11 protein-coding genes are annotated in these 13326 nt (G+C 71.0%); 8 read left to right on the top strand and 3 right to left on the bottom strand.

Translation table 11 applies throughout. From position 1 onward, the window contains the following. Positions 1 to 211: 211 nt before the first annotated feature. Entirely contained in the window at positions 212 to 1327 is a 1116-nt protein-coding gene (locus EV562_RS22900) for a substrate-binding domain-containing protein (protein WP_133888701.1), read from the top strand. Between the two features lie 154 nt (positions 1328 to 1481). Further along, entirely contained in the window at positions 1482 to 2519 is a 1038-nt protein-coding gene (locus tag EV562_RS22895) for a helix-turn-helix transcriptional regulator (protein ID WP_133888700.1), read from the top strand. Here EV562_RS22895 and EV562_RS22890 read toward each other — a convergent pair. Continuing rightward, positions 2482 to 3465, bottom strand: coding sequence for a LuxR C-terminal-related transcriptional regulator (locus EV562_RS22890; RefSeq protein ID WP_133888699.1), 984 nt, complete (start codon positions 3463 to 3465; stop codon positions 2482 to 2484). The two genes, EV562_RS22895 and EV562_RS22890, sit on opposite strands and share 38 nt — an antisense overlap. Then, positions 3462 to 4499, bottom strand: a complete 1038-nt coding sequence (locus EV562_RS22885) for a helix-turn-helix transcriptional regulator (protein WP_243860122.1) — start codon at positions 4497 to 4499, stop codon at positions 3462 to 3464. Before EV562_RS22885 ends, EV562_RS22890 begins: the two co-directional genes overlap by 4 nt. A gap of 116 nt (positions 4500 to 4615) precedes the next feature. On the opposite strand from EV562_RS22885, the gene EV562_RS35650 reads away from it, so the two are divergent. The 4 genes from EV562_RS35650 (at position 4616) to EV562_RS22865 (ending at position 8761) form a co-directional block, all read left to right on the top strand. Further along, the gene (locus tag EV562_RS35650; RefSeq protein ID WP_166661963.1) at positions 4616 to 4795 is read left to right on the top strand and encodes a hypothetical protein; all 180 of its coding nucleotides are present in this window, start codon (positions 4616 to 4618) and stop codon (positions 4793 to 4795) included. Between the two features lies 1 nt (position 4796). Continuing rightward, a complete protein-coding gene (locus tag EV562_RS22875) occupies positions 4797 to 5132 on the top strand; it encodes a hypothetical protein (protein WP_133888697.1) in 336 nt (111 codons plus the stop codon). A gap of 334 nt (positions 5133 to 5466) precedes the next feature. Beyond that, positions 5467 to 8064: an ATP-dependent chaperone ClpB gene (gene clpB, locus EV562_RS22870; RefSeq protein ID WP_133888696.1), complete on the top strand. Its 2598-nt coding sequence runs from the start codon at positions 5467 to 5469 to the stop codon at positions 8062 to 8064. A gap of 160 nt (positions 8065 to 8224) precedes the next feature. After that, positions 8225 to 8761, top strand: coding sequence for a YbjN domain-containing protein (locus EV562_RS22865; RefSeq protein ID WP_133888695.1), 537 nt, complete (start codon positions 8225 to 8227; stop codon positions 8759 to 8761). A gap of 78 nt (positions 8762 to 8839) precedes the next feature. Here EV562_RS22865 and EV562_RS22860 read toward each other — a convergent pair whose 3' ends face one another. Next, entirely contained in the window at positions 8840 to 10030 is a 1191-nt protein-coding gene (locus EV562_RS22860) for a pyridoxal phosphate-dependent aminotransferase (protein WP_133888694.1), read from the bottom strand. A gap of 920 nt (positions 10031 to 10950) precedes the next feature. Here EV562_RS22860 and EV562_RS22850 point away from each other — a divergent pair. Next, positions 10951 to 11487 carry a DUF2617 family protein gene (locus tag EV562_RS22850; protein ID WP_166661951.1) on the top strand — a complete coding sequence of 179 codons (537 nt, stop codon included), beginning with the start codon at positions 10951 to 10953 and terminating at the stop codon, positions 11485 to 11487. 144 nt (positions 11488 to 11631) lie between these two features. Beyond that, positions 11632 to 13293 (top strand): polyamine aminopropyltransferase, encoded by a 1662-nt coding sequence (locus EV562_RS22845; RefSeq protein WP_133888691.1) that lies wholly within the window; start codon positions 11632 to 11634, stop codon positions 13291 to 13293. Positions 13294 to 13326 lie beyond the last annotated feature (33 nt).

Below are 13326 nucleotides of genomic sequence, written 5' to 3'. Positions count from 1 at the left end.
GGCGGCGCAACGGAAACGGCGCGGCGAGCCCCGGAGGACCGACCCGTCCTCCGGGGCTTGTTCGCAACGGTGCTGTCTCATTGGTCTAGTACTTCTTGACGATTTGGTGAAGACAGCGTTGGCTTCCTTCACCGAGGGTCGCCGGGGCCACCCGAGTCGCCCCAGGCCCCCGGTTCACCACCCACACCCGTGTGTCGGAAGGCAAAGCGCAGTGAGTAGCCGTGCCCGTCGTATCGCCATATCCGTGGCCGCGTCCCTGCTGACGTTCCCGCTGGCCTCCTGCGGCGTGCTGGGCGCGTCGGGGGGCAGCGACGACGCGAGCCCGACCAAGGGCAACGACATCACCGTCGGGTTGCTTCTCCCGGAGAAGGAGAACACGCGCTACGAGCAGTTCGACTACCCCTTCTTCAAGGCGAAGGTCGGTGACCTCACGCGCGACGAGGGCAACGTCAAGTACGCCAACGCCGAGGCCAGCGCCGCCAAGCAGGCCCAGCAGATGCAGCAGATGGTCGACGAAGAGGTCGACGTGATCGTGCTGGACGCGGTCGACGCGCACGCCATCGGGGACAGCGTCCAGAAGGCCAAGGACGCCGGCATCCCCGTCATCGCCTACGACCGGCTGGCCGAGGGCCCGATCGAGGCCTACATCTCCTTCGACAACGAGCTGGTCGGCGAGGTCCAGGGCCGCTCGCTCATCGAGGCGCTCGGCGGCGACCCGAGCAGCTCCGACAAGATCGTCATGATGAACGGCTCGTCCACCGACCCGAACGCGAAGCAGTTCAAGGCGGGCGCGCTGTCCGAGCTGAACGGCAAGCTGACGATCGCCCAGTCCTTCGACACCAAGGACTGGAAGCCGGAGAACGCCGAGGCGAACATGACCGAGGCGATCGGGAAGATCGGCAAGAAGAACATCGCGGGCGTCTACTCCGCCAACGACGGCATGGCCGGCGGCATCATCAAGGCGCTGGAGGACGCGGGCGTCACCGACCTGCCCCCGATCACCGGCCAGGACGCGGAACTCGCGGCGGTGCAGCGGATCGTCACCGGCGAGCAGTACATGAGCGTGTACAAGTCCTACCCGCAGGAGGCGGAGAACGCCGCGGAGATGGCCGTGGCGCGGGTCCAGGGCCGCGACATCCAGTTCGAGGCGCTCGCCCGCGACAAGGTCGACAGCCCCACCCACAAGGGCATCCCCGCCCAGCTCGTGCCCGTCGTCGCCCTCACCAAGGACAACATCGAGGACACGGTGCTCGCGGAGGGCTTCTACAAGGTCACCGACATCTGCACCGCCAAGTTCGAGGCCGCGTGCAAGGAGGCGGGACTGTAACGGTCCTCGTGCCACCCCGGTTCTCCGGCCCGGACATTTCGGTCGCGACCGGCGCCTTACGGTTTCCGCTGCGCGCGGACCCGTGTTGCGGTGGCCGGTGCGAGCCGCGCATAGTTGCGCTGCGGAGGAGCCGGAACCGGGGGTGGGATGGGCGATGACCGGGCACGGGGCTCAGGAGCACCCGCACGGGGCCGACCGGCTGTGCGCGACCGGCGACCGCGTGTACTCCCGGGCCGTACGGCGCGGCCGGGTGCATCGCCGGGACGCCGAGCCGGTCCCCTGCCTCCTCGATCTGGCCCTGCTGCACCCCGACCCCGACGACATGGACTGGCTGGTGCCGACCTCCCCGCAGGAGGTCATGACGAGGCTGCTGCGCGGGGTCCACGACGAGGTCAGCGCCAGCCAGCGGCGCGTGGGCTCGGCCGTGGAGGCCTTCGAGTGGTACGCGAGCCTCGGCCGGCTGTTCCAGGCCCCGGCCGGCCCCGAGAGCACGGCGATCCGGGTCCTCGACGGGCTGTCCCGCATCCAGGCCGCGATGGACGAGGCGACGGCGGCCTGTACGACGGAGGTGCTCACCGTGCAGCCCGGCGGCATCCGGCGCGAGCACGAGCTGTCGGAGGGGCTGCACCGGGCGCTGGCGCTGCGCGGGCGCGGGGTGCGGATGCGGGACCTGTACACGCACGTGGCCCGGCACGGGCAGGGCCTGCTCAACTACCTGGAGCTGATGGGTGACGCGGTGGAGGCCCGCACCCTGGACGAGGTCATCGACCGCCTCATCCTCTTCGACCGCACGGTCGCCTTCATCCCCGCCAACACCGACCGCACGGTGGCCCTGGAACTGCGCCACCCGGCCCTGATCGCCTACCTGGGCACGGTCTTCGAACGGCTGTGGCGCCTGGCGATCCCGTTGACGGCCCCCCTTCCCGACACCGGCATCGAGGGCATCTCCCATCGCGAGCAGTCCATCGCGGCGCTCCTCGCCGAGGGCCACCAGGACGCGGTGATCGCGGAGCGCCTCGGCATCAGCGTCCGCACGGCCCGCGCGCACATCGCCCGCCTCTCCGAGACCCTGGGCGCGACCAGCCGCACCCAGCTGGGCGTGCGCATCGCCCAGGCCGGCCTGGACGGCTCCCCCCGCAGCGCCCCGGCCCCCGTCATCCTTCCCGGTCGAGAATCCCCGACCGCCCGATGAGATACCCGAGCTGAGCCCGGCTCTCGCTGCCGAGGGTGGCGGCGAGCTTGGCGATGTGGACGCGGGCGGTGCGCACGTTGATGCCGAGGCGGTCGGCGATGTCGGAATCGGTGTAACCCTCGATGAGGAGGGCGGCTATGGCGCGTTGGCGGGGAGGGATGCCGTTGAGGGTGGGCTGGTGGACGGCTTGGGGATACATGGGGGTGGCGAGGCGCCACAGGCGGTCGAAGATGTTGACGAAGTAGGCGATGAGGGCGGGGTGGCGCACTTCCAGGGCGAGCGAACGGTCGGCGCTGGCGGGGATGAAGGCGACGGTACGGTCGACGACGATCAGGCGCTCGGTGACCTCGTCGAGGGTGCGGGCCTCCACGTCACCGGTCAACTGCTCGTAGCGGGCGCGCGCGTAGGGAGCGTGGCGCATGGTGTGCTGGTACAGGGCCCGGATGCGGGCGCCGCGGTCGAGGAAGGCCTGGTCCCGCTTCAGGGCGCCTTCGAGGATGTCGGGGCGCTTGGTGACGTGTGCGTCGTGCGGCTGGATCGCGAGGAGCTCCTGCGTGCCCTCGGCCATCGCTTCCTCGATGGCCTGTCCCGTGCGTCTCTTGCTGCTCAGGATCCTGAGCGCCGGGGTGTCCTCGTAGGCGAGGTCACGGCCGCCCATGCGGATGAGGGGCTCGAAGGCGTCGGCCATGCGCTGGCCGCGGCGCCTCTCGTCGGCGATGCGGTCTTCGGAGGAGCGGAGGAGGCGTTGCAGCGCCACCGTGGGCGGGACGGGCTCCAGCCGCTCCAGGTCGTCGACGGCGGGGTGCAGGAAGCCGAGGTCGACCAGGCACGGAGCGGTCGCCACCTCGTCACTGCTCACGTGGCTCTCACGCAGAGCACGGGCGTAGAGACCGAACCCCGTCTCGCACAGTTCGTCGCCGCGGTGCTCGTGCGTCCCGCCCGTCATCGCTGGGCCTCCCCTCCCGGATTCTGGTTCCCCTGTTCAAGGATCCCAGACTGGGCTATGAGGTACCCGAGTTGGGCGCGGCTGCCGCTGCCCAGTGCCGTCGCCAGCTTGGCGATGTGCGCCCGGCAGGTGCGTACGTTCATGCCGAGACGCCGGGCGATGGCCTCGTCGACGTGGCCCTCCACAAGGAGCTTGGCTATGGAGTGCTGGATGTCGGTGAGGCCGTCGGGGGCCGTCTCGTAGGGGGCGCCGGCGGTGAGCGGGACCGCCCGGCTCCAGATGAACTCGAACACCTTGATCAGGTAACCCACGAGGCCCGGGTGGCGGATCTCCAGAGCCACCTGCCGATCGTCGCGGACAGGAATGAACGCCACGGTCTCGTCGCAGATGATCAGGCGTTCCACGAGTTCGTCGATGGTGCGGTACTCGGCCTTGCCGCTGGAGAAGCGGTCCACGTACGCGAGCCGCTCGGGACTGTAACGTGCTGTGTGCTGGTACAGCGTCCGGATCCGGACTCCGCGCTCGGTCAGGGTCCTGTCGCGCTCCAGACCCTCGATGACTCTCCGCTCCGGATGGCGTGCGCTGGGCTGGATGCTCAGGACTTCGTTCGTGCACTGGTTCGTCGCCAGGTCGAGAGCGGTGTTGATGCGGTCGAGGCCCTCCAGCACGGTGATCGAGTGGGTGGAGGACACGCCTTGCGCGCTGAGGGCCATGAACGGCTCGAAGGCTTCGGCCAATTCGATGGACGTCCGCCTGCGTTCGGCGATCTCCCGCTCGATCGGATTGAGACGCTGAGCCAGGGCGACCGCAGGGGACACCGGACGCAGCAGGTCGGCATCGTCGGGGTCGGGATGCAGGAGGGCCAACTCCACGAGACACGGCGCGGGTTGCGCGTCGGCGCGAGTGATGTATCCGGTACGCAGGGCGTTCGCGTACAGACGCCCTCCCTCCCTGCACAGTTCAGCAAGGGTATGGGGATGTGTCCCGTTGGTCCGATTCGTTGTCAAATCTCCACCCCCCAGGGTCCTGAACATGCAGGAACATGATGCACCGATTGTGTGGCCATGACGTGCCTGAATGAGCCATCGTCTTATCCGACGGGGGAAGAGGGGACCTTTAAATGAGGACGAAGCCGACTATGTCAAAGAGAATGCTTCGCTCGGTGCTTGTCGCCGCCTTCTCCGCCGTCGTGGCCTTCGGAGCTCTGAATGGCCTCGGTACCGCGCAGGGTGAAGGACGAGTGAACAGCGTGGAGTCAGTGACGGCGGTGCCCGCTGCGTCCGTCAGTGCGAACGCCGAAGCCACTACGAGTGACACCATTTGGTCGTGACATGACTACTCCACCTGACGACCGCTCCTTCCGGCGGGAGATGGCCACCGCCTACCGCTCCGGCTGGCACTTCATCGACCTGGTCACCGCGATCCCGCACGCCGGTGACTCCCTGATGGTGACCGTCTTCGGCGAGCCGGTCGTCGTCACGCTGGACGAGGACGGCGACGTGCGGGCGTACCGGTGTCTGCGGCGGCCTCGGGGGGCGCCGCAACCCGTGCGGTGTGCCATCCGGTACGGAATGATCTTTGTGAACCTGGACCAGCGGGACCACCGGCTCGATCAGCCGGAGAGTCCCGAAGTGAGGTCCATCTCGGCCACCCCCCGCAGTGCCTGACGCGATTCCCCCGTCGTAACAAATCGCTCAGGTGCTTCCCCCCGGCAGCGGCGTCACCGTGACCTGAACACGGTGACGCCGCTGTCGCATGTGCGGACATCTCGCGACACCCGCCGGCCCGCGGTCTGGCCGAAAAGGCCCTCGTGCGACGGGTGCCGGCCCCGGCGGGTACACCGTTCTCCGCTGCCGACCCGGCGAACCCGGCTCCGGGAACACGTGTCCCGGCTTCCTTGAGTGGAATAGACTCAACTTTGTGTAGGCTGTATGAGGCAGCACAGGGAGACCGGAGACAGGCCGGACCGCCGACGGCCGACGCGAGGAGGAGAGCAAGAACGTGGACGCCGAGCTGACCAACCGGAGCCGGGACGCGATCAACGCGGCCAGCAACCGGGCCGTGACCGAGGGGAACGCCGACCTCACCCCCGCCCACCTGCTCCTCGCACTGCTCCAGGGGCAGGACAACGAGAACATCACCGACCTGCTCGCCGCCGTCGAGGCAGACCTCGCCGCCGTGCGCTCCGGCGCCGAGCGCATCGTCGCCGGGCTGCCCAGCGTGACGGGGTCCACCGTCGCACCCCCGCAACCCAGCCGTGAGATGCTCGCCGTGGTCGCCGACGCCCAGGCCCGCGCCAAGGAGCTCGGGGACGAGTACCTCTCCACCGAGCACCTGCTCCTCGGCATCGCCGCCAAGGGCGGCGCGGCCGGTGAGGTACTGGAGGGGCAGGGAGCGAGTGCGAAGAAGCTGCAGGAGGCCTTCCGCAAGGCGAGGGGAGGGCGCCGGGTGACCACTCCCGACCCCGAGGGCCAGTACAAGGCCCTGGAGAAGTTCGGTACCGACCTCACCGCCGCGGCCCGGGACGGCAAGCTCGACCCCGTCATCGGGCGCGACCAGGAGATCCGGCGGGTGGTCCAGGTGCTCAGCCGGCGGACCAAGAACAACCCCGTCCTCATCGGCGAGCCCGGCGTCGGCAAGACCGCCGTCGTCGAGGGACTCGCCCAGCGGATCGTCAAGGGGGACGTGCCCGAGTCGCTGAAGGACAAGCGGCTGGTGGCGCTGGACCTGGGTGCCATGGTCGCCGGCGCCAAGTACCGCGGCGAGTTCGAGGAGCGGCTGAAGACCGTGCTCGCCGAGATCAAGGACTCCGACGGGCAGGTCGTCACCTTCATCGACGAGCTGCACACCGTCGTCGGGGCGGGCGCCGGCGGGGACTCCGCCATGGACGCCGGGAACATGCTCAAGCCGATGCTGGCCCGCGGTGAGCTGCGCATGGTGGGCGCGACCACGCTCGACGAGTACCGGGAGCGGATCGAGAAGGACCCCGCCCTGGAGCGGCGCTTCCAGCAGGTGCTGGTCGCCGAGCCGTCCGTCGAGGACTCCATCGCGATCCTGCGCGGGCTCAAGGGCCGCTACGAGGCCCACCACAAGGTGCAGATCGCGGACAGCGCGCTGGTGGCCGCCGCGAGTCTCTCCGACCGGTACATCACCTCCCGCTTCCTGCCCGACAAGGCCATCGACCTCGTCGACGAGGCTGCCTCGCGGCTGCGCATGGAGATCGACTCCTCGCCCGTCGAGATCGACGAACTCCAGCGCGCCGTCGACCGGCTGAAGATGGAGGAGCTGGCGATCGGCAAGGAGACCGACGCCGCCTCGCTGGAGCGCCTGGAGCGGCTGCGGCGCGACCTCGCCGACAAGGAGGAGGAGCTGCGCGGCCTCAACGCCCGCTGGGACAAGGAGAAGCAGTCCCTCAACCGGGTCGGCGAGCTGAAGGAGAAGCTCGACGAGCTGCGCGGCCAGGCCGAACGCGCCCAGCGCGACGGCGACTTCGACACCGCAAGCAAGCTGCTGTACGGCGAGATCCCCACCCTGGAGCGGGACCTGGAGGCCGCCTCCGAGGCGGAGGAAGAGGTGGCCAGGGACACCATGGTCAAGGAGGAGGTCGGCGCCGACGACATCGCGGACGTCGTCGCCTCCTGGACCGGCATCCCCGCCGGGCGCCTCCTGGAGGGCGAGACGCAGAAGCTGCTGCGCATGGAGGACGAGCTGGGCAGGCGGCTCATCGGGCAGACCGAGGCCGTACGGGCCGTCTCCGACGCCGTGCGCCGCTCCCGCGCCGGGATCGCCGACCCCGACCGGCCCACCGGGTCGTTCCTCTTCCTCGGTCCGACCGGTGTGGGCAAGACCGAGCTGGCCAAGGCGCTCGCCGACTTCCTCTTCGACGACGAGCGGGCGATGGTCCGCATCGACATGTCGGAGTACAGCGAGAAGCACAGCGTCGCCCGGCTGGTCGGTGCCCCGCCCGGGTACGTCGGTTACGAGGAGGGCGGCCAGCTCACCGAGGCGGTGCGGCGCCGGCCGTACACCGTCGTGCTCCTCGACGAGGTGGAGAAGGCGCACCCCGAGGTCTTCGACATCCTGCTCCAGGTGCTGGACGACGGCCGTCTCACCGACGGGCAGGGCCGCACCGTCGACTTCCGCAACACCATCCTGGTGCTCACCTCCAACCTGGGCAGCCAGTACCTGGTCGACCCGCTGACCGGGGAGGCGGAGAAGAAGGAACAGGTCCTGGAGGTGGTCCGGGCGTCGTTCAAGCCGGAGTTCCTCAACCGGCTCGACGACCTCGTGGTCTTCTCGGCCCTGAGCAAGGACGAGCTGAGCCGGATCGCGCGGCTCCAGATCGAGGCGCTCGCCCGGCGGCTCGCCGAGCGCCGCCTCACCCTGGACGTCACCGACGACGCCCTGGCCTGGCTGGCCGTCGAGGGCATGGACCCGGCCTACGGCGCCCGCCCCCTGCGCCGCCTCGTGCAGACCGCGATCGGCGACCGGCTCGCCCGGGAGATCCTCTCCGGCGAGATCAAGGACGGCGACACGGTCCGCGTGGACCGCTTCGGCGACGAGCTGATCGTGGGACCGGCCACCGGAAAGACGCTGTGACCGGACGCCCCGGCGACCCGCCCGCCGGGTTGCCGGGGCCCTCGACGGGTACTCGACCGTCCGGATCAAGTCAGCCCAGGGCTGACAGGCGCCCGGCGGCTTGCCAGGCCCCTCCCCGCATGGTGGAGGATGGCCAGATCCGTACGAAGGGAAATTCACGGTGAGCATCGACCCGTCCTCGATTCCGAACTTCGGGGGCAAGCAGCCCGAGCCGCAGCCCCAAGGACCGGCGGGCCCCGTCGTCCCGGATCAGGATCTTGTGAAGCAGCTCCTCGAACAGATGGAGCTGAAGTACGTCGTCGACGACGAGGGCGACCTCGCGGCGCCGTGGGAGCAGTTCCGCACGTACTTCATGTTCCGCGGCGAGGGCGACCAGCAGGTCTTCTCGGTGCGGACGTTCTACGACCGGCCCCACCAGATCGACGAGAAGCCGCAGCTGCTCGAGTCGGTCGACGACTGGAACCGGCGCACCCTGTGGCCCAAGGTGTACTCCCACACCCACGACGACGGCACGGTCCGCCTGATCGGCGAGGCGCAGATGCTGATCGGCATGGGCGTCAGCCTGGAGCACTTCGTCTCCTCGACGGTCAGCTGGGTGCGGGCCGCCATCGAGTTCGACCGGTGGCTCGTGGAGCAGCTCGGTCTGGAGCAGGAAGTCAACGAGTCGGAGAAGCCGACCGACGAGGACGGCGAGTAGTCCGCCCTCGCGGCCGAACCGAGGAGAGCCCGGCCCCCCGCAGTCGCGGGGCGCCGGGCTCTCGTCGTCCGCGCGGGCTCACCCCGCCAGCGTCTTCAGCCGCCGCACCGCTTCCTCCAGCACCTCGGGACGCTTGCAGAACGCGAAGCGTACGAAGGGCGCGCCCTCCTCGCGGTGGTCGTAGAAGACCGCGTTGGGGACGGCGACGACGCCGGCCCGCTCGGGCAGCGAACGGCAGAAGGCGAAGCCGTCGCTCTCGCCCAGCGGGCGGATGTCGGTGGTGACGAAGTACGTCCCGGCGGGCCGGTACACGCCGAAACCCGCCCGGGCCAGCCCCGCCGCCAGCAGGTCCCGCTTGGCCCGCATGTCCTGCCGGTAGGCGTCGAAGTACGACTCCGGCAGCGCCAGGGCCTCGGCGACGGCGTACTGGAAGGGGCCCGAGGCCACATACGTCAGGTACTGCTTGGCCGAGCGGACCGCCGTGACCAGGGCGGGAGCGGCGGTCACCCAGCCGACCTTCCAGCCGGTGAAGGAGAACGTCTTGCCCGCCGAACCGATGGTCACCGTGCGCTCCCGCATCCCCGGGAAGGACGCCGGCGGGATGTGCTCGGCGGCGTCGAAGACCAGGTGCTCGTACACCTCGTCCGTCACCACCAGCAGGTCCCGCTCCACGGCCAGCTCGGCGACCGCCGCCAGTTCCTCACGGGTGAGGACCGTGCCGGTCGGGTTGTGCGGGGTGTTCAGCAGCAGCAGACGGGTGCGGTCGGTGACCGCGTCGCGCAGCTCGTCCAGGTCCAGCCGGAACGCTCCCTCGTGCGGGCGCAGAGTGACGGGCACCCGCGTACCGCCCGCCATCGCGATGCAGGCCGCGTACGAGTCGTAGTACGGCTCCAGCGCGACGACCTCGTCGCCGGGCTCCAGCAGGGCCAGCAGGGCGGCGGCGATGGCCTCCGTGGCGCCGGCGGTGACCAGGACCTCCGTGTCGGGGTCGTAGGACAGGCCGTAGCGGCGGCGCTGGTGGTCGGCGACCGCGGCGCGCAGCTCGGGCACTCCGGGGCCCGGCGGGTACTGGTTGCCGCGCCCGTCGCGCAGCGCCCTCACGGCGGCCTCGCGGATCTCCTCGGGACCCTCGGTGTCGGGGAATCCCTGACCGAGGTTGATCGCGCCGGTCCGCACCGCCAGGGCGGACATCTCGGCGAAGATCGTCGTCCCGAACTCCGCGAGCCGGCGGTTCAGGAGGGGACGGGCGCTGGAGCTCATCGAGGTCATGGCGGTCATCCTGCGCCGAAGCTCTGGACTTCCTCAACTCTGCTTTGGGCCGTGGCGGCGAAGGGCATCTCCCGTTCACGCGACGAGCTGGACGCGAAGAGCCGCAAGCGAAGAGCTGGACGCGAAGAGCTCCACGACGTGATCGACACGCGGCGAGGCATCCGACGGGGGATTGCTTCGGGGGACTTCCGGGCGCAGGCCCGGATACGGAAGGAGGGTGGAGCCGTGTTCACAGGCATCATCCTGATCGTGGTCGCAGCCCTGCTGGTCAAGCTGTTCATGGGGGCGCGGCGCACCTCGCACACCGTCCGGCCGAGGGGCGGCAGGGGGTCGCGCCGGTCGGGCACGGGCGGGGACGGAGGCAACAGCTGGTGGGTCGGTGACGGGGGCGGTTCGTCCTCGGGCGGGCACCACTCGGGCAACTCCTGCGGGAACGGTTCTTCCTGCGGCGGCGGCTCTTCCTGCGGAGGCGGGTCGTCCTGCGGGGGAGGGGGCGGCGGCGGATGCGGCGGAGGCAGCTGACACGGGGCAGCTGAGCGCCGGCAGGGGGAACCGCATCCCCGCCACGGGGCCCGTTCCTGGGACCGGGCCCCACGTCCCCACACGGAGCGCCCGCCGGGTCGTCTGCCCGGCGGGCGCTTCCGCGCACCGGCGCACTCCGTACGGGCGGGGTGTGCGCCTTGGTTGAACAGTTGAGCTGTTGAGCCCCCTGAGGGATGGAAACGCCACGAAGTTGGGTAAAAACGCTGTGACGGCGCCATCGTTCATGATTCGCTTCCCCTCATCAACGCAGCTCCACGGACGACCTGTTGACCCCCCTCCTGACCGGCCGACTGGGCTGAGCGGGCCGCATCCCCGGCAGTGCCCCGGATGCGCAGGCCCCACACCTTCCTCTCCTTGTGTGCTTGCGGAGCCGATCCATGCTCACGACCCTGACAACCGCCTACACCGACACGCGCGCCGCCGACCTGGCCTGGGCGCTGGGACGCGAGCCGCTGCCCGCACTCGCCCGTCTCGATATCGAACTCACGGGCGCGAAACTGCAGTTGCGGCTCCTCGGCGCCTCCCATCAGGTCCTGCTCGAAGAGGAGCAGGGCACCTGCTCCGAGACGGTGGCGTGCCTGGCCGGCAGCAGCACCCCCCTGCCGCTGGGCGTCGCCAAGCGGGTGGGCGACTGGGAGTACGAGTTCGCGGCCCGCGTGGAGGTGCTGACGCCGGGCTCCTTCGCCGCCCGCGCCCAAGAGCTGCTCGCCCTCGTCTCCGACCACCCGCACGGTCTGGCCGGCGTCTTCCCGGGCAGTCCGCACGCCTTCACCGCGCTGCTGGCCCGGCGGCACGAGGGCCAGGTCCACTGGCGGACCTGGCACGCCTACCCGCAGGAGGGCCGCCTGGTGGCGACCCGCACCCGGGTGGGTGTGCGGGTGCCGACGTCGCGGCTCAGCCCGTCCGCGGTGTGAACGGCGGGCCACCGGCCGCCCGGGCGGGCGGTGGCCGACGGCTTGAGCGGGTGGGGGCCGGATAAACCCGTGATGCCCGTCGGGAACCGAGTTTCACACGTGTGGGTGACGAAGCGCAGTGAGAGTGTGACGTAACGTCACTCCGTGATCGAACCGCACGCGCCCGCCCCGCCCGGCTCCCCGCCGTCCTGGGGCGGTCCCCGCGGCCACGGCGGTCCCGAGGCGCCCGCGCGGCTGCCCGTCCGTCCGGCCGTCGGCCGGTTCCTGGTGCTGGCGGGCGTGTTCGTGTGCGCGGCCTGCGGGCTCGTCTACGAACTCGAACTCGTCGCGCTCGCCTCGTACCTGATGGGTGACTCGGTCACCCAGGCGTCCGTGGTCCTGTCGGTCATGGTCTTCGCCATGGGCCTCGGCTCGCTCGCCGCCAAACGGCTGCGCGGCCTCGCGGCGGCCGGCTTCGGCGCGCTCGAGGCCGTCCTCGCCCTCGTCGGCGGCTCCAGCGCGATGGTGCTGTACGCCGTCTTCGCCTGGACCGGCGGCTGGGGCGGCCTGTGGGGCGACGGGCCGCGCGTCCTGCTGGTCGCCTTCTCCCTGGCCATCGGGGTGCTGATCGGCGCCGAGGTGCCGCTGCTCATGGAGCTGATCCAGCGGGTGCGCCGGCAGGACCCCGGCGGAGCCGTCGCCGACCTGTTCGCCGCGGACTACGTCGGGGCGCTCGTCGGCGGCCTCGCCTTCCCCTTCGTCCTGCTGCCCTTCCTCGGTCAGCTCACCGGCGCGCTGCTCACCGGCACGGTCAACGCCGTCGTCGGCGCCGCCCTCGTCCTCGGCCTGTTCCGGCGGGACCTGACCCGCCGGTCCCGCCGGCTGCTGCTGACCGCCAACGCGGTCGTCCTCGCCCTGCTCGCCACGGCGACCGTCCTCGCCGACGACTTCGAACGCGCCGCCCGGCAGGCCGTGTACGGCCAGGACGTCCGCGTGGCCGTGCGGACCGACGTGCAGGAGGTCGTCCTCACCGGCGACACCGACGGGCTGCCCCTCGACCTGTACCTCGACGGCCGGCTGCGGGTGCGGGACGGCGACGAACGGCGTTACCACGAGGCGCTGGTGCTCCCCGCCATGAACGGCCCCCACGCGCGCGTGCTCGTCCTCGGCGGCGGTGACGGCCTCGCCGCACGGGAGATCCTGCGCCACCCCGGCGTGCGCCGCCTCGACGTCGTCGAACTCGACCCCCAGTTCGCCCGGCTGGCCCGGCAGGACCCCGGCCTGTCCGCCCTCAACGAGCACGCCTACGGCGACGCGCGCGTCCACGTCGTCACGGGGGACGCCTTCCACCGGCTGCGCGCGACGCCCTCCGCGACGTACGACGTGGTGATCTCGGACCTGCCCGACCCGTCCGCCACGGCGAGCACGAAGCTGTACTCGCAGGAGTTCTACGGGCTGCTGCGGCGGGTGCTCGCGCCCGACGGGCGGCTGGCGGTCCACGCGGGCCCGCCGGTCGCACGCCCCCGCGCCTTCTGGACGGTGGACGCCACCCTCCGCGCGGCCGGCCTGCCGGCCGTCGCCTACCGCGTCGGCACCCGCCACCCCGGCTCGGCGGCAGGCCCCGAGCGCACCACCGCGGACCTCCGCGCCCCGGGCGACTGGGGCTTCCTCCTGGCCGCCCGTACGCCCCCCGTCCTGCGCCTCGGCCCGGCGTCGCCCCGCCCGTACACCCTCACACCCGACTCCCTGGCCCGGGACGCCCGCGACGCGGCGCGCACCCGGCTCCCCGGGCTGCCGCCCTCCACGCTGGTGCACCCGCGGTACTGAGTCCGGCGGGCGGCCGATCGGCCCGACGGCGCG

The organism is Streptomyces sp. BK208 (assembly GCF_004364245.1).
GTDB lineage: Bacteria > Actinomycetota > Actinomycetes > Streptomycetales > Streptomycetaceae > Streptomyces.
This window is presented reverse-complemented; position numbering and strand designations above follow the sequence as displayed.

Bases quoted from the DNA above. Each gene is read 5' to 3' on its own strand.
- EV562_RS22875 (WP_133888697.1), top strand. From the start codon at position 4,797: ATGACTACTCCACCTGACGACCGCTCCTTCCGGCGGGAGATGGCCACC.
- EV562_RS22885 (WP_243860122.1), bottom strand. From the start codon at position 4,499: ATGTTCAGGACCCTGGGGGGTGGAGATTTGACAACGAATCGGACCAAC.
- EV562_RS22860 (WP_133888694.1), bottom strand. From the start codon at position 10,030: ATGACCTCGATGAGCTCCAGCGCCCGTCCCCTCCTGAACCGCCGGCTC.
- EV562_RS35650 (WP_166661963.1), top strand. From the start codon at position 4,616: ATGCTTCGCTCGGTGCTTGTCGCCGCCTTCTCCGCCGTCGTGGCCTTC.
- EV562_RS22850 (WP_166661951.1), top strand. From the start codon at position 10,951: ATGCTCACGACCCTGACAACCGCCTACACCGACACGCGCGCCGCCGAC.
- EV562_RS22895 (WP_133888700.1), top strand. From the start codon at position 1,482: ATGACCGGGCACGGGGCTCAGGAGCACCCGCACGGGGCCGACCGGCTG.
- EV562_RS22890 (WP_133888699.1), bottom strand. From the start codon at position 3,465: ATGACGGGCGGGACGCACGAGCACCGCGGCGACGAACTGTGCGAGACG.